A 23,424-nucleotide genomic window follows, 5' to 3' on the forward strand; every position below is an offset into this window, starting at 1 on the left:
GAAGACAGAGGACAGACGACAGAAGACAGACTATAGACCAAGGACATAAGACTAAAAAACATTATCATTCCCAAATCCGAAGCACGAAGCACGAAATCCTAAACAATATCGAATGACAAAAATTCAAATGACCAAAACGTTTAGAATTTTGGAAATTATAATTTAGAATTTGTCTAGAGTTCCGATATTCTCCCCCTACATTTCTCTTGTACCCGAAGAGTGATTTCTTTGAAATCATCGGGTATTGAAATGAAACAGGGGGACTATGGAATTTCGGATTTAAAAGAGAATTGCCAATCACTTGGTGGAGGAATATAATAAGTTTAACGTGACAAAAAAAGTTTTTGGAAAGAAAGTTGGTGAATGGTCAGAAAGAAAACTTGCTTGTATTTATAAATATCTTAGTGCTTACTCAAATATAATTAGCCGAGCAGGATATCAGGAATATTATTTTATAGATGGATTTGCAGGTTCAGGATTCTGTACGAGTAAAAAAACATCAAAAACTATTAGCGGTTCAGCAACTCTAGCTTTAGAGATAAATCCACCTTTCAGTTGTTACTTTCTTGTTGAACTCACTGAAAAGAAAGTAAAAGAATTAGAAAAACTTAAGAAGTTATTTCCTAAATTACCTATTAAGATATTTAAGGGTGATTGCAACGTTGAAATAATCAAAGTCCTTAATCAAATAAATAATAATATACCTTTCATAGCTCTATTAGACCCACAAGCTGGAGATCTTTACTGGGATACGATTATTAAAATATCAGAAAAGTCCAAGGCCGAGTTACTTATTAATTTTCCTTTTGGAATGGCTATTAATAGATATATGCCTCTTTGGAAAGGGAAAACAATAGATACAGAGATGAGAAAAAAATTAATCAAAATATTCGGTTCGGAAGAATGGGATTCAATATATCAGGAAAGGAGAAAAAGAACTATATCTGCTTCAATTGCCAAGGGAAAATATTTAAATATTTATTTGCAAGGGCTAAAAGGTCTGGGGTTCAAGTATTATGCAGTTAAAAACATTAAGAATTCTCATAATGTTCATATGTATTATCTCATTTTTGCAACTAGAAAAAGGCGAGGTTTAGAGAAAATGAAAGACCATTTCGTAGAAGGTGAGCCTGGAAGAAAGACATTGTTTTTTCTACAAGACATAACCAATGCAGTATATAATGAATTTGCAGGTAGAGGGAATTTATCATTAAATAATATATTAGAGAAAATGTTGCCAGGGAAACATTTATATAGAGTTCAAGATTTTAAAGATGCCTTAATTAAACTAGAAAAAAATAAGAAACTAAACAGAGTAAATCCAAGACCAAGGTGCAGGTCTTTTAATAATGATGATTTATTTAATATAATATAAAAATGCGTAGCATTAAAAGGAAATCTTTGCTTTATCAAAGTGGCGTTGAATATGCTGACTTTTGTATAAATCATGTAGAAGGATGCGCACATGGTTGCCGATTTCCTTGTTATGCAATGATGATGAAAAAAAGATGTGGAATTATTAAGGATTATGAGGAATGGCTACAACCAAAGATTGTAGTAAATGCTTTAGAATTATTAAATAAAGAAATCCCCAAATATAAACACAAAATTAAATTTGTTCATCTATGTTTTTCTACGGATCCTTTTATGTGCAAATATCCAGAAGTATCGGATTTAACATTGAAAATAATTGATAGATTAAACAAAGATAATATCCGTTGTGTTGTTTTGACAAAAGGGATTTACCCGCAAGTTTTGATTGATACTAGAAGATATGGCAAAAATAACGAATATGGAACTACCATAGTTTCTTTAGATGAAAAATTTAAAAAAAGATTTGAACCTTATTCTGCTCTTTACGAAGAAAGAATCAAATCATTAGAATATTTACACAACAAAGGATTAAAGACTTGGGTTAGCATGGAGCCATATCCAACGCCAAATCTAATACAACAGGATTTACGAAAAATTTTAAACAAAATTACCTTTGTAGATAAAATTATTTTCGGAAAGCTAAACTATAACGTTAAATCAAGTAAATTTGGAGCAAACAGAGATTTTTATCAAAAATGTGCTGAGATAGTAATTGAATTCTGCAAAAATAATAACATTGAATATCATATTAAATACGGTACTCAAAAGAAAGACGACATAAAAACAGAAAAGATTTTTGTAAAAAATATCAAAGAAGATTTGAAATATATAAATCAAAACACTCTATCATTAATCAAGGCAAATATATAGGACATCAAAACATCAGCAAATTTGTTAACTGGTTTCTATAATCCAAAATTTTATCCTTTTCTTTCCATTTTAAAAATCTACAGTCATAAACCTATAGTCTAACGTCATAAGTCTTTTGTACAATTCCCCCAATATGCTAAAATATCCAAACATTGCCGAGGTGGCGGAACTGGTAGACGCGCATGGTTGAGGGCCATGTCCTTGTAAGAGGATGGGGGTTCAAGTCCCCCCCTCGGCACCCCGTTAGAGATTAAGTGAAATAGTTTTATATAGTTCGTCCAGAGTAAAAAAGGTTACGGCGTATACACGCTCAATTTATAATTTGCGGTCGCCACAGATACAGTGGCGACCTATCTCTAACGGGGTAAACCCTCTATCTTATATCCAAAAAAAATGAAACTTTCCGATTTTAATTACGAACTTCCAAAAGAATTTATTGCGCAAGAACCTGTAACGCCAAGAGACAGTTCCAAGTTAATGGTTGTTGACAGAAAAAACAAAACTATCCAGCATAAAGTCTTTAGCGATATAGGTGATTTTCTTAATAAAGGCGACCTATTAGTAATAAATGATGCGAAAGTATTTCCCGCGCGACTTTTAGGTAAAAAAGAGATAACAGGCGGTAAAGTAAATATTCTGCTTGTTGACCCCGCCCCTTGTTCCGAGGGACAGGTTTTTACAAGGGGCGGGGTGAATACCAATCGGTGGAAGTGTCTTGTTCAGGGTTCGGGTAGAATAAAAAAAGGCCTTCGGATGATATTCGGCGAAGGCAGGTTAAAAGGTGAAATAGAGGATTCTAACGAGGGAATATATACTGTAAATTTTGAGTATGAAGGAAATTTTAGGGAAATTTTAAATGATGTAGGAGAAGCGCCCATACCCCCGTATATTACAAAGAGAACTGATACTTCGGAAGAAAGATATCAGACTGTTTATGCCAAAAAAGAGGGGGCTATAGCGGCGCCTACAGCAGGTTTTCATTTTACGAAAGAATTGCTTGAAAGGCTGAAAGCCAAAGGGATATCGGTTGCGACGATAACACTTATAGTTGGCAGAGGCACTTTTAATCCCATAAAAACAGAAATCTTAGAAGAACATGTAATGGATGAGGAATATTTCGAGTTAAGAAACGAGGAGATAGAGAAAATAAACAGGCAATTAGCAATAAAGGGAAGAATAGTTGCTGTGGGAACTACAAGTGTAAGAACTCTCGAAAGCGCATTTAAGAATGGCAAAATAAGCAAAAATATGGGAAAAACTTCGCTCTTTATTTATCCGGGTTATAAATTCGAAACTATAGATACGCTTATTACTAATTTTCATCTTCCCAAATCAACTTTACTATTGTTAACTTGCGCTTTTGGCGGAAGAGAACTGATATTAAGAGCTTATCAAGAAGCTATCAAAAAAAATTATCGTTTTTATAGTTTTGGAGATGCGATGTTGATAATATGAGAAACACGTTAACAATGGTTAAAAAGGGTTAATAAGAGGTTAATAACAGTTGCAGGAAAAAGCTTTAAAAGCAACCTTGCCCGCCAATGTTTAATGGCGGGCTTTGTTAACCAATGTTAACCTGTGTTAACTTATGTTAACCATCCCACAAAAACATATACCTGTTTTTGTGGAGTTAGATTGACTAACAGTAGCTATTTTTAGTAAATTACTAACTTACAAAAACAAAATCAGGAGGTTTGGACAATGTTATCGGATTTGGAAATTGCTCAACAAGCAAAAATGCAGCCTATTAGCGAGATTGCCGATAAGTTAGGAGTGCAACAAGACGAGTTAGAATCTCACGGCAATTATATGGCGAAAATAGACCTTAATATACTCAAGCGATTAGAAGATAAACCTAAAGGCAAATTCATAACTGTTACAGCTATAACCCCTACACCTTTAGGGGAAGGTAAAACAGTTACTAATCTGGGCTTAGGGATGGCTCTTTCTAAAATTGGCAAGAAAACCTGCAATGTTATTCGCGAGCCTTCAAAGGGTCCGACTTTCGGAATAAAAGGCGGTGCCTGCGGAGGAGGATATTCGCAAGTTGTCCCAATGGAGAATATAAATCTTCATTTTACAGGAGACATTCATGCAGTAGATACGGCTCATAATCTATTAAACGCCGCGCTTGATTCTCATATTGCTCACGGCAACAAGCTCAATATCGATACTAATTTCATAACAATAAACAGATGTGTCGATGTAAGTGACAGGGCTTTAAGAGATATAGTAATTGGTTTGGGCGGAAAAGCTAACGGTTATCCGCGACAGACAGGTTATGATATTACTGTAGCCACAGAGACCGCTGCCATTCACTCCTTAACTAATTCATTGAAAGATTTAAGGGAAAGATTGGGAAGAATGGTGGTGGGATATACTTATGATGGAAAACCCGTAACCGCAGAAGACTTAAAAGTAGCCGGTGCAATGACTGTGTTGATGAAAGACGCTATAAAACCAAACTTGGTGCAGACGCTTGAAAATACTCCCGCCATAGTTCACGGATTCCCTTTTGCCAATGTAGCTCATGGTAATAATTCTGTTATAGCCAATCTTGCAGCGCTTAAGTTAGCTGATTATGTGGTTACTGAAAGCGGATTTGGCGCTGACTGCGGAGCGGAAAAATTAATTGACGTAGTTTGTAGACAAGCCAATTTAAAATTAGATTGTGTAGTAATTACTTTATCCATAAGAGCTTTAAAAATGCACGGCGGTGCTTTTGAATTAAAGCCGGGACAGAAATTAAATAGAGAACTCGTAGCAAAAGATAATATGCCTGCCTTGGAAAAGGGCTGCGAGAATTTAAAAGTGCATATAGAAAATATGCTTAGTTTCGGCATACCCGTTGTAGTTACTATCAACAAATTTACAGACGATAAACCTCAGGAAACGGATTTTGTTAAGAAGTATGCTGTTGATAACGGAGCAAGCTTTGCTGTTCCTATAGACCCTTGGGCAAAAGGAGGCGAAGGATGTATAGAAGCGGCTGAAGCTATAGTAAAAGCCTGCGATATGCCTAATAATTTCCATTTTCTTTATCCTGATAATTTATCAATTGAAGAAAAGATAGAAACTATTGCTAAGAAAATATACCGCGCGGATGGCGTCGATTATTCTCCGCAAGCAAAAAAGAGAATAAAACTTTATACAAAATTAGGTTACAGCAAGTTACCGATAAATATGGCTAAGACACATCTTTCTATTTCGCATGACCCTAATTTAAAAGGCGCGCCTAAAGGTTTCCGTGTGCCGGTAAGAGATATAAGAGCTTCAATAGGAGCGGGTTTTCTATATCCGTTACTTGGCCAGATGCGGACAATGCCGGGACTTCCTTCTCGCGCTGCGTATATGGATGTGGATATCGACAATGAAGGCAAGACGTTGGGACTGTTTTAAAAAAAAGGTTAGCAGAAGTTAATATAAGTTAACATGGGTTAATAAAAGTTGCATTTTAAGTTTTTTGCAACCATATGTTAACCATTGATAACCTCTTTTAACCGTTATTAACCGATTTAAAAGTATACTATGAAATCAAGCGAAATTAGAACGGAATTTCTTAGATTTTTTGAAAAGAAAGGGCATATTATTAAACCCCCTTCTTCTTTAATACCGCAAGACGACCCTACGCTGTTATTTACCGGCGCGGGAATGAATCAATTCAAAAAAGAATTTTTAGGGCTGGGTGATAAGAAATTAAAAAGGGTTACGACTTGCCAGAAATGTTTTAGAACTTCGGATATAGAGATTATCGGAAAAAGTCCTCTACATCATACATTTTTTGAAATGCTTGGCAATTTTTCCTTCGGTGATTATTTTAAGGAAGAAGCGATTCAGTGGGCTTGGCAGTTTGTAACAGAAACCTTTAAGCTGTCGGAAGAAAGCATCTGGATTTCCGTCTACGAAGATGATGAAGAGGCTTACAGAATATGGAGCAAAGAAATAGGTGTTAAAAAAGAACGGATAGTGCCTTTGGGGAAAAGCACTAACTGGTGGGATGCAGGAGAAACGGGTCCTTGCGGCCCCTGTTCAGAAATAATTATTGACAGAGGGAAAGCGTTCGGGTGTGGTAAAAAAAGTTGCGATATAAACTGTGATTGCGGACGCCATCTTGAACTCTGGAATCTTGTATTTACTCAATTCAATAGAAAAGCAGACGGAAGTTTGGAACCATTGCCACAAAAAAATATCGATACGGGAATGGGGTTGGAAAGAGCATCGGCTATTATGCAAAAAATGGAAGATAATTTTTTAACCGATGTTTTTTCTCCTCTTGTCCAATCTATATGCGAAAAATCGAAAACAAAATACAATAAAGAAAACGTAAGGCCAATAAGAATTATTTCGGATCATATAAGAGCGATTGTATTTTTGATTTCCGACGGGGTTTTCCCGTCCAACGACGGAAAAGGTTATGTGCTAAGAAGACTTATCAGAAATGCCGCAAGGCAGGGAGAAAAAATAAAGCTCAAACTTCCTTTCCTATATGAATTCATTCCTACCGTAATAAAAACAACGGCAGAGGCATATCCTGATTTAAAAGACAGGAAGGAGCATGTCGCCAAAGTTTTAAAAAGCGAGGAAGATTCCTATAAACGCACTCTTAGGGAAGGTTCTAAAATTTTGGGAGAAATTTTTCAAAAACATAAAGAGAAAAAACAAAATATCATATATGGGAAAGAATTATTTAAACTTTACGATACATACGGGATGCCTTCGGATTTGGTTGAAGAAATTGCAAGCGAGGAAGGTTTTGAAGTAGACAAAAAGGGATTTCAGAAGGAAATGGACTCTCAAAAAACGAAGGGAAGGCTTGCATGGTCAGGAGATACGAAAACTTCCGACAAAGCAACACTATATGAGCATCTGTCGGAAAAATTCGGCTCTACAAAATTCGTAGGTTACGAAAAATTACAATGCGATACTGAGATACTTTCTATTGTTAAAGACAGCGTCGATTATAAAAGGAAAATAGGCAATACAGAAGTTGGATTAATTATCGGCTCGACCCCTTTTTATGCGGAAATGGGTGGTCAGGTTTTTGATATGGGCAGTTTTCAGACGAAAAAAGCAAAGGGTAGCATAGACAATGTGTATTATGGCAAAGAAGGATTAATAGTCCATAATGCGAAAATAGAAGAAGGAGAAATAGAAAAAGGAGAAAAAATACATTTAACGGTAAACAAACAAAGAAGACAAAATATCGCCTGCCATCATACCGCAACGCATTTGCTTCAATACGCTCTGCGAACCGTATTGGGAAGTCACATTCAGCAATCAGGTTCGCTTGTTGAGGAAAATTACTTAAGGTTTGACTTTTCACATTTTTCCCAGATTACAAAAGAGGAGCTTGCAAGAATAGAAGAAATAGTTAACGAAAAAATAAGAGAAATTATACCTGTAAAAATAGAAAATTTATCGCTTGTAGAAGCCAAAAAGAAAGGCGCTTTAAGTTTCTTCGGTGAAAAATACGGCGAGTTTGTACGGGTGGTTTCGGTTGGTGATACAAGCAAGGAATTCTGCGGAGGAATTCATGTAAAAAATACTGGACAGATAGGCATGTTTCATATAGCGAGCGAAAGTTCTGTAGGAAAAGGTTTGAGGCGAGTCGAAGCAGTAGCGGGAGAGCCCGCCTATACACTAATCAGAAATAAAATGCGTTCTGTCGAAAAAATATCCGGTCTTTTAAAGGTGTCCCCGGAATCTATAGATAAAAGGATTGAAGAATTACTTGACCGGCAAAAACTTCTTTCAAAACAGATAGGGGTGTTATCGGAACAAACTTTACTTGAAAAGATAAACAATGCGTCGGATAAAGCTAAAACTATAAACGGAATAAGCGTTGTTAATTTAAGAATAGACGGAGTTGGCAGAGACAGTTTAAGAAGAGCTGTTGATATCTTGAAAGACAAAATAAAAAACTCCGCTGTTGTTGTTTTTGGGTCAGTAAAAGATAAAAATGTCATATTTGTCGGGGGCATTACCAGTGATTTAGTAAAAAAAGGACTCAATATGGGGAAGATAATAGGCGAAATCTCTAAAATTGCGGGTGGAAGCGGCGGAGGTAGAGCCGAGATGGCAACAGGCGGAGGCAAAGATATAAGTAAATTGGATAAGGCCCTACAGGAAGCGGAGAATATCATCAAAAAACAATTTAAAATGTAAAATTGCCAAACAAAGAATTTCCAATACCCAATTCCTAATTTCCAATGAATAATCTAATTTAAAATGCTCCAATGACAGAATATCAAAGAAATTTTGAAGAATTGGACATTTGATTAGAAATTGGATATTAGTAATTAGAAATTTAGGGAGGATTAGAGGAGTAAAATAATGCTAATCGTTGACGGATATAATGTGCTTATGCAGATGGGGTTAAGAGATAAGACTCTGGAAGCAAGAAGAGACCATTTTATAAGCATATTGAGCAGAAGAGATAAAATGTTTGGTGGGATAATGGTAGTCTTTGACGGGAAAGAAGAATTCGGTGATTTGCCTAACAGAGGAACCTCGAATATAAGTGTTTTTTATACAAAAAACGGAACGGCTGACGACCACATTAAATCCCTTATAGAAAGAAGTAAAAATTCAAAATCGCTGGTAATAGCAACAGATGACAGGGAAATCAAAGATTTTGCAAAAATGCATTTTTGTAAACTTATATCTTCGCTTGAGCTAATAAGCAAAGTTTCCCCCGTTAGAAAAGAACTTCCTGAAGAACCCGAAGAAAACAAAGACGATTTTGTGAATAGTGTCAAAGCAAGGGCAATTACCGAGGAACTTAAAAAAAAGTGGGAATAAAAAACTTGGTTAATAACGGTTAAAATAAGTTAATAATGCCCGCCAATCTTTGTGGCGGGCAAAGTTAATATTGGTTGCTTTTAATGCAACCATTTTTAACCCTTGTTAACCTCTTATTAACCTATATTAACTTTTTAGTTCATCTATACTTAAATTCTACATACCTTATAAAACGGAATAATCCGTGCGTATCTTTAATCCCTATTCTATTAAGTGCGTAAAGGTTGTCGTTCTGCTTTACTCGGCCTCTTTTTGTAGTTAAAGCGCATTTATAGCCGACTTCTTTTAGAATCTGTTGCACCCCAGAATTGAAGTGTCCGTATGGATAACATAAAAAATCCGCTTTCTTTTCCAGTTGTTTTTCGATTATCTCTCTTGAAATAACGAGTTCTTCTTTTATTTTTTCTTTATCCAGTTTAGGTAGGGATGGATGTGTATGAGTATGCGGCTGAAAATCTATACCGTAATTCGCCATTTCTTTTATCTTATCCCACGAGAGTAGAGGTTCTTTTATAGTTTCCTCACTATTTATCCATCCGGATGAACCGCCGATATCTTTTGTTATCAGAAAAATAGTCGCGGTAAATCCGAACTCTTTTAGAATAGGGAATGCGTAAGTATAATTGTCCTCATATCCGTCATCAAATGTGAGAATAATAGATTTTGGGGGAAGTTTTTTTGTACCGTCAAGCCAATTGAGCAATTCATATAAGCTGATGGTCTTATAACTGCGCCACTTAAGATACCTCATCTGACGGCGAAAATTATATGGTGTAACATATAGGGCTGATACTTTTGCCTTAGGATTTGGTCGGCTAATTTTGTGATAAAACAGAATCGGAACTTTCATTTTTTATTTTTTTCTGCGTAATATTGTGAGAACCTGTAAAATTTTTTAAGAGAGGAGGTCTTCCAAAACGCGCAGGAAGGGGGACATTATCTCTTTTCAAGGGAAGGATTACGGTAATTTCGGTGCCTTCATCTAATTTACTTTTGAATTTTATATCTCCGCTGTGAGCTTTGATTATGCGATATGTTATCATCAGACCCAAACCCGAACCTTCCGTTTTTGTCGTGAAATACGGTTCGAATATTCTATAAAGATTATTTTCAGCAATACCGATTCCCTCATCTTTGATTACTACTTCAATTATGTCGCCTCTTAAAAAAGTGGATATATAAATATTTCCGCCTTTAGGCATTGCTTCTAAGGAATTTTTAAAGATGTTCAGTAACGCTTGTTTTATCTGAATACGGTCAAGAAGAAAGGAAGGAATATATGGAGAAAAGCTTTCTTTTATTTCTATATTATTTTTTTTAAACTCGGGCGAGAAGAAAGTGATAACCTCTTTTATTATATTTTCTATTTTTACTTCCTCTAATTTGAGAAGTGAGGGGCGAGATGCTTCAAGGAATTGTTCGACTATTTTATCCAGTCGGTCTATTTCTTCTCTTATAGTTTTCACAAAACCGACAAGTTTTTCCTGGGAATTGGCAGATAATTTTTTAATTTCCTTCTTTAAAAGTTCAAGATGAATCTGAAGAGCATTTAAAGGGTTGCCGACTTCGTGTGCAACGCCGGCTGCAAGTTGTGATAAAATCGCAAACCTTTCTCCGCTTGCCCTTTCTTCTTGAGTTTTTCTTTCTTGAGTGATGTCATCTATTATTACAATCCCTCCTAAGGGTTTCCCTTTTTTCGATAAAAGGGCTAATTTGCTCATTTTAAGCAAACGGTGGCGGGGCTCTGAGACCTCTACTATTTCGTCTTTGAATTCCTTTTTGCTTTCCAATATCAAATGCGCTAAACGTTTGTCATAGAACGAAAAAGAACCAAACAGGTCGTTTATATCAATAGACATTATCTCGTTAAGACGTTTATTTATATATACAGCGTTATTGTCAAAATCTAAAACGAGTATTCCTTCTGTAAGAGAATTGAAAATATTTTCTAAAAGACCTCTTTCCCAAAGAAGTTCGCCAATATACTGGCGAATTTCCCCCTTGTCTATATTCTCTATCTTGTCTATTAATTTTTCCCAAAATCTTTCCAGAATCATAGTGTTTAAAAACTCACGAAATATATTGTCTTTATCATTAGTTTATTGAAGTTATAGCATGTAATTTTTTTAGTTTTCAATCATTTAACAATGTATATCTACCGTATATCTTTTTTTAATACGCCGATAAATCGGCAACTACATGTTTTGTTATACCCTACTTAAATTCCTAATTACCAATTTCTAATTCCTAATGAAATGCCCAATGTCGAATTCCTAAATTAGATATTCACCCTATTAGAAATTGAGTATTGCTTGCCTGCCAAATTCTCGTCTGCTACGGGGCAGGGCTTGCTTCGCTTTTTTTATTTGCAGAGTAAACTCTGCCACTACAAACAACAATAAACAACGCCGATAAATCGGCAACTGCAGTATTTTTAAGAAATACCTTGGAATATATTGCCTTGTTACAATGTGTTTCTATTATATTTCCACGTATTTCCATTTATATCTACTGCATATCTATGTATATCCACATTTATTTCATCAGTTCTTCTCTGTTATCCAACAAAACTGTTATGGGACCTACTGCAGTGTTGGCTTTCATCAAAATGGGCAGTTTTCTCTCATCGTCGGTCAACCATATTTTTATGTCACTTATTTTGGTAGAGGAAATGCCCAATGTAACATCTTGTGTCGCAACATCAATCACAATAGTATCGAAAGTTTTGCCGTAAATTTTCAAAGGTTCTTTTGAAACTGCTTGCACTTTTATGGGATGAATTTTCTTTTGAACTAACACAGGCACAATAACGCTCTCACCTACTTCCCACTTTTTCAAACGGATTAGAAATAAAGATGATAAAGGATTTTGTAAACCGGGTTCTTTTGCTAAAAGTTCCACAAAATCCGTTTTCTCTTCGTATTTATAATTTATCTCCTCCTGTTTTACTTCCCACCATATCGGCAAGATTTCTTTTGAGTCGAGAATTACAAGCGTAGAATATTCATTCCTAATTCTAAAAAATATATCCGCTAAGCCCACAGTTTTTAATTGGGACTTGAAAAAATAAGATTTTTGTTCCAAATCGGGTAAAGGAATTTTTTTGAAATCTATTGTTGATTTGCCGCCTATTATGCCATTCCATCTAAGGGAAAATTCCAATTTTTCAGTGTCTTTTGAAAAAATTTCTTCCTCGCCTGATGCGAAGCTGGCAGGGGATTTTAGTTCAAAGTTCCCATAAAGAAAAAAGAGCATGCAGACAATAAGGGCAAAAAATATTTTCTTTTTTTTCATATGTTTATATCTCCTTTCTTGTTGTAGTTTTCCCGTCTGTCGCTTGCTTTCCCTTTTTAAAATAATTTAAAAAAAGGTTGATATCAAGCAACGGGTTATTTCTCATATTTAACTTTTTCTTTTTGTAAGATAATATGTTTTTGCCAAATTTTATCATTTCTTTTTGGATAGTCCAACCTATAATGACCGCCGCGGGATTCCTTCCTTATAAGAGCGGATTTTACTATCAAAGAAGCTACTGTAAGCATGTTTTGAAGTTCCCACCCTTTTGGGGAAGAAAATTCTTTTACAAGAACATAATCCATCCAAAATTTTATTTTATCTTTTGCTTCCTTTAGCTTGTCTTCTTTCCTTTCAATTCCTACATCTCTAGTCATATAACTCCTTAAAGAATTTTTAATATCTTCCAGGTCAAGATTGAATGGCAACTGAGAAGGATGGTTCTTGATATAGATTGATTCTTTAATTTTTCTTTTTCCCCCAAGAGTTTGCCCTGCTTCTTTGCCTGTCCTATAACCAAAAACCAATCCTTCTAATAATGAATTTGAAGCCAGGCGATTTGCTCCGTGAACGCCGGAAGAAGCAACTTCTCCGCATGCAAAGAGATTGTTTATAGATGTCCTGCCTTTCAAATCTACTTTTACGCCTCCAATGGTATAGTGAGCAGAGGGGCGAACAGGAACAAGATTTTTACCTACGTTTAATCCTACTTTTTCGCATATGTTTACCAGATTGGGAAATCTTTTTCTCACCTTGTGATAAGGGATACTTTTGACATCAAGATATACATTTGGTGAATCCGTTAATTCCATTTCCTTTATAATTGCTCTGGATACAATATCTCGGGGAGCCAAATCGCCGGAAGGATGATATTTAAGCATAAATTTTTCCCCGTATTTATTTCTTAAAACGCCGCCTTCGCCTCTAACAGATTCGGAAATCAACAATCTTGAAGTCCCTGCAACATATAAAGCAGTAGGATGGAATTGGATAAATTCCATGTCTTGCAATTGTCCTCCTGCCCTATAAACCATAGCAATACCATCGCCTGTGGCAACGGCATGATTTGTAGTTTCCCTGTAAACTTGACATACACCGCCTGCGGTAAGGATTACTTTATCTGCCAAAACAGAAAATAACCCTTCTTTTGTGGTGAACATGTACGCCCCCAAACAATGATTATCTTTGAGGATCAAATCAATGCAAAAAGTATTTTCCAAAACTTTAATATTTTTTGAATTATGGACACAGGAAATAAGGGTCTTTTCTATTTCTCTTCCTGTTGCATCGCCCTGAGCATGAATTATTCTTTTTAAACTATGACCGCCTTCTTGAGTAAAAAGAATTTTTCCGTTTTTATTATCAAAATTGGCGCCGCTGTCTATTAATTCTTTTACTCTTTTGGGACCTTCTTTTACCAAAACTTCCACAGCTTTTCTTTTACACAATCCGTTACCAACGTTTAATGTGTCTTCTATATGTTTTGCGTATGTATCGCTACTCGAAAGCACAACGGCAACTCCTCCCTGAGCTTCATTAGTATTGCAGTCGGGAAGTTTCTTCTTGGTTGCTATAACTACTTTTCCGTATTTGGACGCAACAAGTGCCGACTCAAGGCCGGCAACGCCGCTACCTATTATGAGAATATCGGTAGTGATATGATATGTTTTTAATTTTTTGGGATTCATTAGAGATTGCAATTTAACCTCATTTTATTCGGTTAGACTTAAGAAGACAGCATTCAGAAATCAGATATTAAAAAATAAGATAGAGATAAATTCCCGCCTGCTTGTCCCGCCATTAAAGCAGTGGCGAGGCGGGCAGGGAAATATATAGAAATATGTTGCCTTGTTACAATATATTTCTACGTATATCTATATACATCCATTATATTTCCACGTATTTCCATTCTGTGTTTTTCTGTTGTCTGTCCTCTGTTATCCTTTATAACTAGATAATGGCTTTTTTAATACAAGAAGGGAGCTTTGGGAAACCTTTTAGATATTTTTGCCTTTCTAAGCGCAACGCTGAGACAGCTTTTTTAATATCATCTGCGCCGTAGAAATTTTCGAGTTCATATTTATCTAAATTGACATTTTCTATCACCTTGGGCACAAGAACTTGCCAATATCGGCTTTTCCCCCATTTAATATCTCCTTTAAAGATAGCTTTTCCTATACGGGAAAGATCCTGGTTTTCTATTTTTTTGGGCCTTGATTTTCTCTTCTTTTTGACTTCTTTACTAAACGATTCTCCAACGCTACCTGTATTGATTAAATAAGTTTCAACCTTTTGTTTGTTATTTTCTGCAAAACTTAAAAGTCCTTCTGCTTCTTCTTCTGCGTTTCCTATCAAATAGGGATTGCTTGCCGGATTTCTAATAATCTTGCTGTCGTAAACGGATTCACCCAACATAAAAAGAGCGGATGCTTGTTCGGGTTCGAGTTTGCAAATCGGCGGAACAACTGTATTGAATTTTGTCATAATAAATATTTTCAACCCGTCCAGTTTTTCTATTGAAGACAAATTAAAATTTTCTTCGCTTAAAGAATTTTTTTCGGATAAAAAAGCAGGATTTGATCGCCCTACATCTTGCCCCGAACCAGAGCAAGCTCGGTTCAGGGTTTGTATTTGAATTAATGCTTGACCATTATCCGTAACAGTGCTGTCCTGAAAATCTAATCTGCCTTGATGGTCAATAACGACATTTTCAAAATTTGTTTTTCTGTTAAGCGCAGCTCTGTAAAGAAGAGGCTTTAAATGAGATTCCAATCCTTGAGCTTTTACCAAAAAAGTTTTTTCCGCGCCAAGAACCTGATTATGTTTTCTTATAAATAAGATTCCATCTTGCAATGGTCTTGCATCTTCGCCTTTGGCGTTTAAAGAAAAATTGTCGTTCAAATAAGCTGTTTTACCGGTTTGAGACGGACCAACAAAAATCACCGCATAATTTTTGAACTTTTTTTCTTTGCTATAGTAATGCGTAACGAGTTTACTTGCGCCGTAAAGAACCTGAATCCCGTTTGCTTTGGCAAACCACATAGCCATCCGCAAAAAGCTAGTTCTTATCTCGTCAAAATAATCACTCCCAAGCACATATGTTACGCCCATTTCCGGAAAAACGATTGTTTGTCTCTGAGGCGATTCGGGAATGCAGATAAGATGAAGTTTTAACGCCCGTTTTTTTTGCGGATTGAATAAAGACTGGCTCCACAAAAAAGGCAATTTTACGCTTTCTTTTTTGTGAAGCGATGTGAATAATGTACAGTGCAAATTAAAATCTTCGTTATTGCACATTTTCTTTTCGACACATGTAAAAGGCACTTTTTTTGCGTAATGGTGAACTTTTGTCAGAGTTGTGGGAAGTTCTCGAAGAATGCGGATCTGGGAAGGATTTAGATTTTTCTGCGCAACATCCTTACCTCCGACATAAACGGTTAACGGTAAAGAGGAGCATTGCGTATTTGAGGTGAAAGCCAAACTGCCATGTTGAGTTCTAATCCCATAGTTGACCGCAAACTCTTTCAACTCATAGTCATCTACATGCCTTAAGTTGGGCTGATAATAAAAATCTTTTATCTCATTTGCTACGATATGTAGAATCTTTTCTACTTCCATCGAATTGGATTACAGTGTATCATTTTTAAGCGTCGATTGTCAACCTCGTTAGACCTGCCTCGACGGCAAGGCGGGGATAAGATAATGCCTTTAGGTGTTTCTGTATCTACGAGATTTCCTGCCTTAATTATATTACTTTTATAGCTTTACATTAACTAAGTTTTTGACAGATTAACATCTCTAACGGGGTTGAATCATTCGTTGTTTTAGGTTAAAATTCTATCCAAATAAACAAAATAAGCGCAAAAATTTCCTAAAACAAGAGGTGGGAACATCATTAATTTCAAGAAAATTGCCCTTATAGGAGCTTTAGCGGCAGAGGAAAAAAAAGCAGAAGATATAGTTATCCTAAACTTGCAACCCCTTAGCGTTCTAACCGATTATTTCGTAATTCTTTCCTGCGAAAGTCAGGTCCAAATCAAAACTGTTGCCAATGCAATAACCGACAAGCTGTCCCAAAAAGGTATCAAAGCAAACCATATTGAAGGTACGCCTGAAAGCAAATGGATACTTTTGGATTACAACGGAGTAATTATACATATCTTTCATAAAGAATTAAGGAATTACTATCAGTTGGAAAAAGTGTGGGGTGATGCGAAGAACATAAACTATAAACGAAATACATAGATATACAGTGGATATACAATAGAAATACGTAGTAAGAAACAATTTATTTCCATATATTTCGATTATATTTCTAATTTTATTGTAGTTGCCGATTCATCGGCGTATTAAAAAAAGATATACGGTAGATATAAATGGATATACGTAGAAATACATAGTATACAGACAATTTATTTCAACATATTTCCATGTATTTCAATTTATTTCTATCTTGTTTTCTGATTAAAAACATGAATCCTCGAGAAGAAATAATAAAACAGTTAAAGAAAATCACAAATCTAAAAGAAATCAATTTAGAAATTCCTCCCGAAGGTTTTGGGGATTACGCTTTCCCTTGTTTTGTTTTGGCTAAAACCTTTAAAAAAAGCCCTATTCAGATCGCTCAAGATTTAGCAGGTAAAATCAAACCCAACCAACTTATTAAAAAAGTTGAGACTAAAGGGGCTTATTTGAATTTTCTTGTCAATAAAACAATTATCGCTGAAGATATTCTAATAAAAATCACAAAAGAGAAAAATAAATTCGGTTGCCAAAAACACACAAAAGAGAAGATATTTATCGAACATACAAGCATAAATCCAAATGCTTCACCTCATATAGGAAGAGCGCGAAACGCTTTACTCGGTGATTTTATCGTGCGTCTTTTAAGATTTCAAGGGTATGATATCGAAACACATTATTTTGTAAATGATATCGGTAAACAAATAGCAATGCTTGTTTTGGGCGCGGAAGACAAACAAAAAATAACGTTTAATGATTTATTAAATCTCTATATCAAAATAAACGAAAAAATTGAAAAAACTCCGGAATTGGAACAAAAGGTTTTTGAATTATTAAAGAAACTTGAAGAAGGTGATGAGAAAACAAAGAAACGATTTAGAGATATTGTAGATATTTGTGTTGAAGGCCAGGTAAAGATTTTTTCCGAACTGGATATCAAGTATGATAAATTTGATTACGAGTCAGACTATCTTTGGACAAAAAAAACAGTTCAAGTTTTAAAAGAATTAGAAAAAACGGGAAAACTGTTTATGGACGAGGAAGAAAGATATGTGCTTGACCAGAAAGATTCCAACCTTCCTATGGAAAGTCCTTTCTTAGTCCTAACCAGAGCGGATAAAACAAGCTTGTATCCGTTGAGAGACCTTGCTTACCATATTGATAAGAAAAAATCCAAAAGCATTATTGTTCTTGGAGAAGACCAGAAGCTTTATTTCCAACAGCTAAAAGCGGCTTTAACATTGCTGGGGAAACCTTCTCCTCAGCCTGTTTTTTATTCTTTTGTCCTTTTGGAAACCGGGAAAATGTCAACAAGAAAAGGCAACCTTGTTTTGTTGGAAGATTTTATGAAAGAGGCACTGCAAAAAGCAAGGGAAGAAATAAAACAGCGACATAACAACATTGACGATAAAGACGCAAAAAAAATCGCTTACGGAGCAATAAAGTATTCAATCTTAAAAGTTACTCCGGAGCGAAATGTAACTTTCAGCTGGAAAGCGTTACAATTTGAAGGAGATACGGGTCCATATATTCAATATGCTTGCGCGAGAATAAATTCAATCTTGAGGAAATACGAGAAAAAAATAGACGAAAAAATCGATTTTTCTTTATTAAAAACAGATGAAGAAAACAATTTAATAAAAATTCTTTCCAATTTCGAAGGCACAATAGAAGAATCCGAAAGAACGCTCAAACCAACAATACTCATCAATTATCTTTATAACTTATCGCAAGTATTCTCCAACTTTTATATCAAATGCCCGATATTAAAGGCTGATGAAGGGCTCAGAAAAGCCCGTATGCTATTGGCAAGTTGCGTCAAACAAGTTTTGGAGAATGGATTAAGCATTTTGGGTATAGAAACGCTGGAGAAGATGTGAAGCTCCACGACTCCAAGCCATGCTTTATGCTATAAGATTTCGTGGAGCGGAATCTCCCGCACCATGTAATGTGCGGGACAAGAACTCTGAACCCTTCGTGGTTCAGGGCCGCATCGTCCGCCATTTCATTAGTGGCGAAACTGTGCGTGGGTAAATTTTCTCTTTAATTTGCCAATGAATTTGTTTAATACGCCGATAAATCGGCAACTACAATAAAATAATGAAATTAGAAATATAATGGAAATATATAGAAGTAAAACTTTGATATAAGTCGAAATACTTGGAAATATGTTGATATATATTGCCTGTCTACAACGTATTTCTATTGTATTTCTACCGTATATCCACGTATATCTAAGTATATCTACTTTTTAGCCGTTCAATCGGCAACTACAATAAAAGCAGTTCGGAATAACCGGAAATTTATTCAAATCTCCTTGGTTAACCCTGCAATGCAGTAATGCTTCCTTACTTGACAACTTCCTTGTAGTCGTTTAATATTCAGGCGGAGGTGAAAAAATATGTTGTGTAAGAAAACTGTAAAAAACCAGATTACTCTGCCTAAAAGAATCATACAGGGATTTGAAGATGTAGAGTATTTTGAAGCTGAGACAATAGAAGAGAAAATAATTCTCACACCCGTAAAAGTGACTTCCGTAAAGAAAAATTCTCTTACTGATATTCGCAAAAAAATTTCCAAATTGGGATTGACCGAAAAAGGTATAGAAAAAGCAATTACATGGGCAAGGAAAATCTAATGTTCCCGCGAGTTGTGATAGATACCAATGTATTTATCTCGGCGGTTTTGTTCGGAGGAACTGCAGAGAAAATACGAACTCTTTGGCAAAACAAGAAAATTATTTTTCTGATTTCAAAGGAAATAACTGAAGAATACATAAGAGTATTATCTTATCCAAAATTTAATCTCACAAAAGCTGAAATAAACTACATATTAGAAGAAGAGCTTTTCCCTTTCGTTGAGCCTATCAATGTAACCACAAAAGTAAACCTTGTAAAAGAAGATAATGAAGATAACAAATTCATTGCGTTAGCGGTTGACGGTAAAGCAAAATATATCATAAGCGGCGACAAACATCTTCTTAATTTGTGCAAGCATAAAGATATTAAAATAGTCACAATAGGCGACTTTTTGGGAAACATTTAATAATGCTGGAACATCTCAATATTCTGTCCCTCGGATTAAAAGATTATCAAGAAACATACAAAATCCAAAAAGAGCTTGTCAAACAAAGGGCTGCAGGACAAATTCCGGATACGCTGCTTTTGGTAGAACATCCGCCCGTTTTTACAATCGGCAGAAATGGTGGCAGGGAAAACATATTGGTCTCCTCTATAAAACTAGAAAAAGAAGGGATAAAAGTTCACGAGATAGACAGAGGCGGGGATATTACTTATCACGGTCCGGGTCAAATAGTGGGATATCCGATAATCGATTTGAAAAACTACGGGAAAGATATTCATCTTTATTTGCGAATGCTTGAAGAAGTGATTATAAAGTTATTGGAAAAATTTAATATAAAAGCCAAAAGAATAAAAGGGATGACAGGTGTCTGGGTTCGCCCCGTTAGAGATAGGTCGCCATTTGGTGACCGTACATCCCGAAGTAACATCGGAGTTAGCTCTAATGGGGTTGATGACAAGAAGATTGCTTCAATCGGCATAAGAGTAAGCAAGTGGGTTACTTGTCACGGATTTGCACTTAATGTAGACCCGAATATAAAACACTTTGCTATGATTAATCCCTGCGGACTTGGCAAATCCATGACTTCTATGAAAGAACAACTAAACGGAAGATGTCCTGAAAGGGAAAAAATAGAAGAGATATTGGTGGAATGTTTTCGGAAAATCTTTTCTGGTTGAATATGCATTAAAATTAGAAATATAATTGAAATAGATAGAAATATGTCGAAATATATTGTCTGTATCATTAGTTTTTTGAAGTTATAGTATATAATTTTTTTTAGTTTTCAATCCTTTAACAATATATATCCATTTATTTCTACTGTATATCTATTTTTTGATTTTTATTATTTCCATAGTATCTCTATTGTATTTCTACCGTATATCCACGTATATCCATTTATTTCTACTGTATATCTATGTATCTCATTTCTTCGGTCTTTTATTTTTATTTTATAGTATAATTAAACATCATGAACGAGAAAAAGTTCGACTTAGATGATTTTCTTGGCATAATGCTCAAAGAAAATGCTTCCGACCTTTATTTCAAAGTCGGAAGTGTACCTCACATAAGAACAGGCAGAGGTGTTTGCCCCATTTCAGTTCAAAATATTTCTTCTGCGGATATGGAATTAATATCCCGGAGGATAATGAATGATGAGCATAAAGAAGCTTTTAACAAACACAAAGAATTGGATTTGGCTTATAGTTCTCCAAAATGGGGACGCTTCAGAGTCAATATGTTTCTGCAACGGGGAGAGATTGGGATAGTTTTAAGAGAAGTTAAGAAAAAAATAGCTACATTCCAAGAGCTTAATCTGCCAAGTGAAGTGCTGAAAAAACTTTCTTTAGAGCCAAGAGGTTTGGTGTTGATTACAGGACCCGCAGGATGCGGGAAATCCACAACACTTGCTTCAATTATAGATTTTATAAATCAGAACAGGGAATCACATATAGTTACAATAGAAGACCCTATTGAATTTTTGCACGAAGACAAGAAATCACTTATAAATCAGCGGGAAATAGGAACAGACACTAATTCGTTTGCGATGGCTTTAAAACACGTTATAAGACAAAGTCCCGATGTTATCCTTATCGGCGAGACGAGAGACACTCCAACAGCGGAGGCGGCAATAATGGCAGCAGAAACGGGACATTTGGTTTTTTCAACTTTGCATACTATTGATGCGCCGTCGACTCTAGAAAGAATTTTGAATTTTTTCCCTCCACATATACAGTCGCAAATGAGAGTTCAACTTGCTCATATATTAAAAGGAGTCATTTCTTTAAGACTATTGACTACTTTAAAAGGCGAAAGAATTCCGGCAGTTTCGGTTATGATTCCGACCCCGACAATCCAAAAATTGATATTAGAAAACAGACTTTTAGAGATACGGGAAGTGATGGAACAAGGAGAACTTTTCGGAATGCAAACTTTCACTCAGGCACTTTTAAAACTTTATAAAGAAGGACAAATTTCGCACGAATATGCAATGCAAATGAGTGATGCTCCAACCGAATTTGCCCTTAAAACTAAAGGTATTTTTAGAGGAACTAAAGAAGAAATTCTATGAGAACAGAGCCCATAAATGGGCAACTACTTTTAACATAGTAGTGACAAAGCTTGCTTTGCTTTCTAATTTCGTTGTAGTTGCCGATTGAACGGCGTTGTAAAAAGAAGGAGATGATATGAAACCCTCTTTCCCACCTCGGAGGTGGGAATGGTTGGGAGTAGGATTGTTTGACTTTTAACATAGGAGAAATCAAATGGACATATCGGAACTTTTAAAAGAAACCGTCCAAAGAACCGCTTCGGATTTGCATATTATCGCCAACGCTCCGCCCGTTTTTAGAATAAACGGTGAACTTATTTTATCGCAAGATTATCCGATTTTGAAATCCGAAGATACCAAAAAACTTATCTACGGGTTCCTTTCTGATTCACAAAAAGTCGCATTTGAAGAGAAGAAAGAATTAGATTTTTCAATAAACATTCCAAAAGTTACACGATTCAGAGTAAATGTCCATATGCAAAGAGGAAATGTGGAAGCTGCCCTAAGAGTAGTGCCTTTGGTTATTCCTGCAATAGAAGAACTTAATCTGCCGGAAATTGTAAAAACATTAATTAATAAACCCAATGGCATAATTATAGTCACAGGACCTACAGGTATGGGAAAAACCACAACTTTGGCAGCTTTAGTCGATAGGATAAACGAAGAAAATAAATATCTTATAATAACCGTAGAAGACCCTATAGAATATATCCATACAAACAAGCAGGGGGTAATCAAACAAAGAGAGGTTGGTTCCGATACCTTGAGTTTTGCGAATGCTTTAAAATATACGCTTCGCCAAGATCCCGATGTGATAAGTGTCGGCGAGATGCGGGATTTAGAAACGATATCCACGGCGCTGACTGCGGCCGAAACCGGACATTTGGTTTTGACAACGCTTCATACGCCTAATGCGCCGCAAACTATAGACCGTATAATCGATGTCTTTCCTCCTCATCAACAACAACAGATAAAAATACAGCTCTCGGGATGTCTTCAAGCAATAATATCTCGGGTATTGCTTCCCCGCGCGGACAAAGAAGGCAGAATTCTTGCAACAGAAATACTCGTTGCCACATCGGCAATACGCGCATTGATACGGGAACAAAGAACCGAACAGATTCCTTCAAGCATTCAAACCGGCGCGCAATTTGGGATGCAAAGCATGGATAAATCATTAAAAGAACTTTATCAAAAAGGGTTGATTACTTATGAAATAGCATTATCTCACGCCAAGAACCCTTTGGATTTTAAGAAAATGTAACAGGAAAAATTTAAAATGCAAATTTTTCAGACCAAAGACCGAAGACTAAAGACCAAGGACCAAGGACCAAGGACAAAAGATATGAGAGATTATAAGAATATAAAAGCATATCAGTTAGCAGATAATTTAACTATGGAAGTTTATAAAGCAACAAAACATTTTCCCAAAGAGGAATTATATGGATTAACTTCCCAACTTAGAAGAGCGGTGGTATCAGTAACTACAAATATTGTTGAGGGTGCGAGCCGTAAACACAAACCAGATTATTTGCATTTTCTTTATATGTCACGCGGTTCCATCGCAGAAACTGAGTATTTATTACATTTAGCAAATGGGTTAAAGTATTTAAGTGATTCAGAGTTTAAACAGTTAGACAAACCAAGACAAGAGACTGCAAAGACGCTATTTGGTCTCATCGAATCAGTAGGTAAAGAGGTCAAAAATG

20 protein-coding genes and 1 tRNA gene are annotated in these 23,424 nt (G+C 35.7%); 15 read left to right on the top strand and 6 right to left on the bottom strand.

What is annotated here, in order from left to right:
- The first annotated feature begins 328 nt into the window (after positions 1-328).
- The 7 genes from tcmP (at position 329) to KAS42_04810 (ending at position 9,045) form a co-directional block, all read left to right on the top strand.
- Positions 329-1,375, top strand: coding sequence for a three-Cys-motif partner protein TcmP (gene tcmP / locus KAS42_04780; GenBank protein MCK4905531.1), 1,047 nt, complete (start codon positions 329-331; stop codon positions 1,373-1,375).
- Between the two features lie 2 nt (positions 1,376-1,377).
- Complete coding sequence (locus KAS42_04785; protein ID MCK4905532.1) at positions 1,378-2,244, top strand: radical SAM protein; 867 nt, start codon at positions 1,378-1,380, stop codon at positions 2,242-2,244.
- A gap of 154 nt (positions 2,245-2,398) precedes the next feature.
- Positions 2,399-2,482 (top strand) — tRNA-Leu (locus KAS42_04790).
- A 155-nt stretch (positions 2,483-2,637) separates the two neighbouring features.
- Positions 2,638-3,699, top strand: a complete 1,062-nt coding sequence (queA, locus tag KAS42_04795; protein ID MCK4905533.1) for a tRNA preQ1(34) S-adenosylmethionine ribosyltransferase-isomerase QueA — start codon at positions 2,638-2,640, stop codon at positions 3,697-3,699.
- 246 nt (positions 3,700-3,945) lie between these two features.
- Entirely contained in the window at positions 3,946-5,643 is a 1,698-nt protein-coding gene (locus KAS42_04800; protein ID MCK4905534.1) for a formate--tetrahydrofolate ligase, read from the top strand.
- A gap of 129 nt (positions 5,644-5,772) precedes the next feature.
- Positions 5,773-8,409: an alanine--tRNA ligase gene (alaS, locus tag KAS42_04805; GenBank protein MCK4905535.1), complete on the top strand. Its 2,637-nt coding sequence runs from the start codon at positions 5,773-5,775 to the stop codon at positions 8,407-8,409.
- 168 nt (positions 8,410-8,577) lie between these two features.
- Entirely contained in the window at positions 8,578-9,045 is a 468-nt protein-coding gene (locus KAS42_04810; protein ID MCK4905536.1) for an NYN domain-containing protein, read from the top strand.
- 139 nt (positions 9,046-9,184) lie between these two features.
- On the opposite strand, the gene KAS42_04815 is transcribed toward KAS42_04810, so the two are convergent.
- The 6 genes from KAS42_04815 to KAS42_04840 form a co-directional block, all read right to left on the bottom strand.
- Entirely contained in the window at positions 9,185-9,895 is a 711-nt protein-coding gene (locus KAS42_04815) for a polysaccharide deacetylase family protein (protein MCK4905537.1), read from the bottom strand.
- Positions 9,861-11,102: a hypothetical protein gene (locus KAS42_04820; protein ID MCK4905538.1), complete on the bottom strand. Its 1,242-nt coding sequence runs from the start codon at positions 11,100-11,102 to the stop codon at positions 9,861-9,863. The genes KAS42_04815 and KAS42_04820 overlap by 35 nt, the downstream gene beginning before the upstream one ends.
- Positions 11,103-11,379: 277 nt before the next feature.
- Positions 11,380-11,547: a hypothetical protein gene (locus tag KAS42_04825; protein ID MCK4905539.1), complete on the bottom strand. Its 168-nt coding sequence runs from the start codon at positions 11,545-11,547 to the stop codon at positions 11,380-11,382.
- Between the two features lie 33 nt (positions 11,548-11,580).
- Positions 11,581-12,339: a DUF3108 domain-containing protein gene (locus KAS42_04830; GenBank protein MCK4905540.1), complete on the bottom strand. Its 759-nt coding sequence runs from the start codon at positions 12,337-12,339 to the stop codon at positions 11,581-11,583.
- Positions 12,340-12,434: 95 nt separating this feature from the next.
- Entirely contained in the window at positions 12,435-14,027 is a 1,593-nt protein-coding gene (gene nadB / locus KAS42_04835) for an L-aspartate oxidase (GenBank protein MCK4905541.1), read from the bottom strand.
- Between the two features lie 262 nt (positions 14,028-14,289).
- Positions 14,290-15,957, bottom strand: coding sequence for a phosphoenolpyruvate carboxykinase (ATP) (locus KAS42_04840; protein MCK4905542.1), 1,668 nt, complete (start codon positions 15,955-15,957; stop codon positions 14,290-14,292).
- A 273-nt stretch (positions 15,958-16,230) separates the two neighbouring features.
- On the opposite strand from KAS42_04840, the gene rsfS reads away from it, so the two are divergent.
- The 8 genes from rsfS to KAS42_04880 all read left to right on the top strand — a co-directional run.
- Positions 16,231-16,584, top strand: a complete 354-nt coding sequence (gene rsfS / locus KAS42_04845) for a ribosome silencing factor (GenBank protein MCK4905543.1) — start codon at positions 16,231-16,233, stop codon at positions 16,582-16,584.
- 227 nt (positions 16,585-16,811) lie between these two features.
- Positions 16,812-18,461 (top strand): arginine--tRNA ligase, encoded by a 1,650-nt coding sequence (locus KAS42_04850; protein MCK4905544.1) that lies wholly within the window; start codon positions 16,812-16,814, stop codon positions 18,459-18,461.
- A gap of 521 nt (positions 18,462-18,982) precedes the next feature.
- Positions 18,983-19,219: an AbrB/MazE/SpoVT family DNA-binding domain-containing protein gene (locus tag KAS42_04855; protein ID MCK4905545.1), complete on the top strand. Its 237-nt coding sequence runs from the start codon at positions 18,983-18,985 to the stop codon at positions 19,217-19,219.
- On the top strand, positions 19,219-19,626 hold the full coding sequence (locus tag KAS42_04860) for a putative toxin-antitoxin system toxin component, PIN family (protein ID MCK4905546.1): 408 nt from the start codon (positions 19,219-19,221) through the stop codon (positions 19,624-19,626). The genes KAS42_04855 and KAS42_04860 overlap by 1 nt, the downstream gene beginning before the upstream one ends.
- A gap of 2 nt (positions 19,627-19,628) precedes the next feature.
- Positions 19,629-20,342 carry a lipoyl(octanoyl) transferase LipB gene (gene lipB / locus KAS42_04865; GenBank protein ID MCK4905547.1) on the top strand — a complete coding sequence of 238 codons (714 nt, stop codon included), beginning with the start codon at positions 19,629-19,631 and terminating at the stop codon, positions 20,340-20,342.
- Between the two features lie 293 nt (positions 20,343-20,635).
- Entirely contained in the window at positions 20,636-21,736 is a 1,101-nt protein-coding gene (locus KAS42_04870; protein ID MCK4905548.1) for a PilT/PilU family type 4a pilus ATPase, read from the top strand.
- A 193-nt stretch (positions 21,737-21,929) separates the two neighbouring features.
- Positions 21,930-22,979 carry a type IV pilus twitching motility protein PilT gene (locus KAS42_04875; protein MCK4905549.1) on the top strand — a complete coding sequence of 350 codons (1,050 nt, stop codon included), beginning with the start codon at positions 21,930-21,932 and terminating at the stop codon, positions 22,977-22,979.
- Positions 22,980-23,060: 81 nt separating this feature from the next.
- Positions 23,061-23,424: four helix bundle protein (locus tag KAS42_04880; protein ID MCK4905550.1), on the top strand; the 364-nt coding region annotated here is incomplete at its 3' end.

It is taken from the genome of bacterium, from assembly GCA_023135785.1.
GTDB lineage: Bacteria > CAIJMQ01 > CAIJMQ01 > CAIJMQ01 > CAIJMQ01 > CAZNJA01.

What these genes read in the sequence shown, in the direction of transcription:
- queA (MCK4905533.1), top strand. Translation starts at nt 2,638, where the DNA reads ATGAAACTTTCCGATTTTAATTACGAACTTCCAAAAGAATTTATTGCG.
- KAS42_04875 (MCK4905549.1), top strand. Translation starts at nt 21,930, where the DNA reads ATGGACATATCGGAACTTTTAAAAGAAACCGTCCAAAGAACCGCTTCG.
- KAS42_04815 (MCK4905537.1), bottom strand. Translation starts at nt 9,895, where the DNA reads ATGAAAGTTCCGATTCTGTTTTATCACAAAATTAGCCGACCAAATCCT.
- nadB (MCK4905541.1), bottom strand. Translation starts at nt 14,027, where the DNA reads ATGAATCCCAAAAAATTAAAAACATATCATATCACTACCGATATTCTC.
- KAS42_04800 (MCK4905534.1), top strand. Translation starts at nt 3,946, where the DNA reads ATGTTATCGGATTTGGAAATTGCTCAACAAGCAAAAATGCAGCCTATT.
- alaS (MCK4905535.1), top strand. Translation starts at nt 5,773, where the DNA reads ATGAAATCAAGCGAAATTAGAACGGAATTTCTTAGATTTTTTGAAAAG.
- KAS42_04785 (MCK4905532.1), top strand. Translation starts at nt 1,378, where the DNA reads ATGCGTAGCATTAAAAGGAAATCTTTGCTTTATCAAAGTGGCGTTGAA.
- KAS42_04830 (MCK4905540.1), bottom strand. Translation starts at nt 12,339, where the DNA reads ATGAAAAAAAAGAAAATATTTTTTGCCCTTATTGTCTGCATGCTCTTT.
- KAS42_04810 (MCK4905536.1), top strand. Translation starts at nt 8,578, where the DNA reads ATGCTAATCGTTGACGGATATAATGTGCTTATGCAGATGGGGTTAAGA.
- KAS42_04840 (MCK4905542.1), bottom strand. Translation starts at nt 15,957, where the DNA reads ATGGAAGTAGAAAAGATTCTACATATCGTAGCAAATGAGATAAAAGAT.
- lipB (MCK4905547.1), top strand. Translation starts at nt 19,629, where the DNA reads ATGCTGGAACATCTCAATATTCTGTCCCTCGGATTAAAAGATTATCAA.
- KAS42_04825 (MCK4905539.1), bottom strand. Translation starts at nt 11,547, where the DNA reads ATGGAAATACGTGGAAATATAATAGAAACACATTGTAACAAGGCAATA.
- KAS42_04870 (MCK4905548.1), top strand. Translation starts at nt 20,636, where the DNA reads ATGAACGAGAAAAAGTTCGACTTAGATGATTTTCTTGGCATAATGCTC.
- KAS42_04860 (MCK4905546.1), top strand. Translation starts at nt 19,219, where the DNA reads ATGTTCCCGCGAGTTGTGATAGATACCAATGTATTTATCTCGGCGGTT.
- KAS42_04850 (MCK4905544.1), top strand. Translation starts at nt 16,812, where the DNA reads ATGAATCCTCGAGAAGAAATAATAAAACAGTTAAAGAAAATCACAAAT.
- KAS42_04820 (MCK4905538.1), bottom strand. Translation starts at nt 11,102, where the DNA reads ATGATTCTGGAAAGATTTTGGGAAAAATTAATAGACAAGATAGAGAAT.
- KAS42_04855 (MCK4905545.1), top strand. Translation starts at nt 18,983, where the DNA reads ATGTTGTGTAAGAAAACTGTAAAAAACCAGATTACTCTGCCTAAAAGA.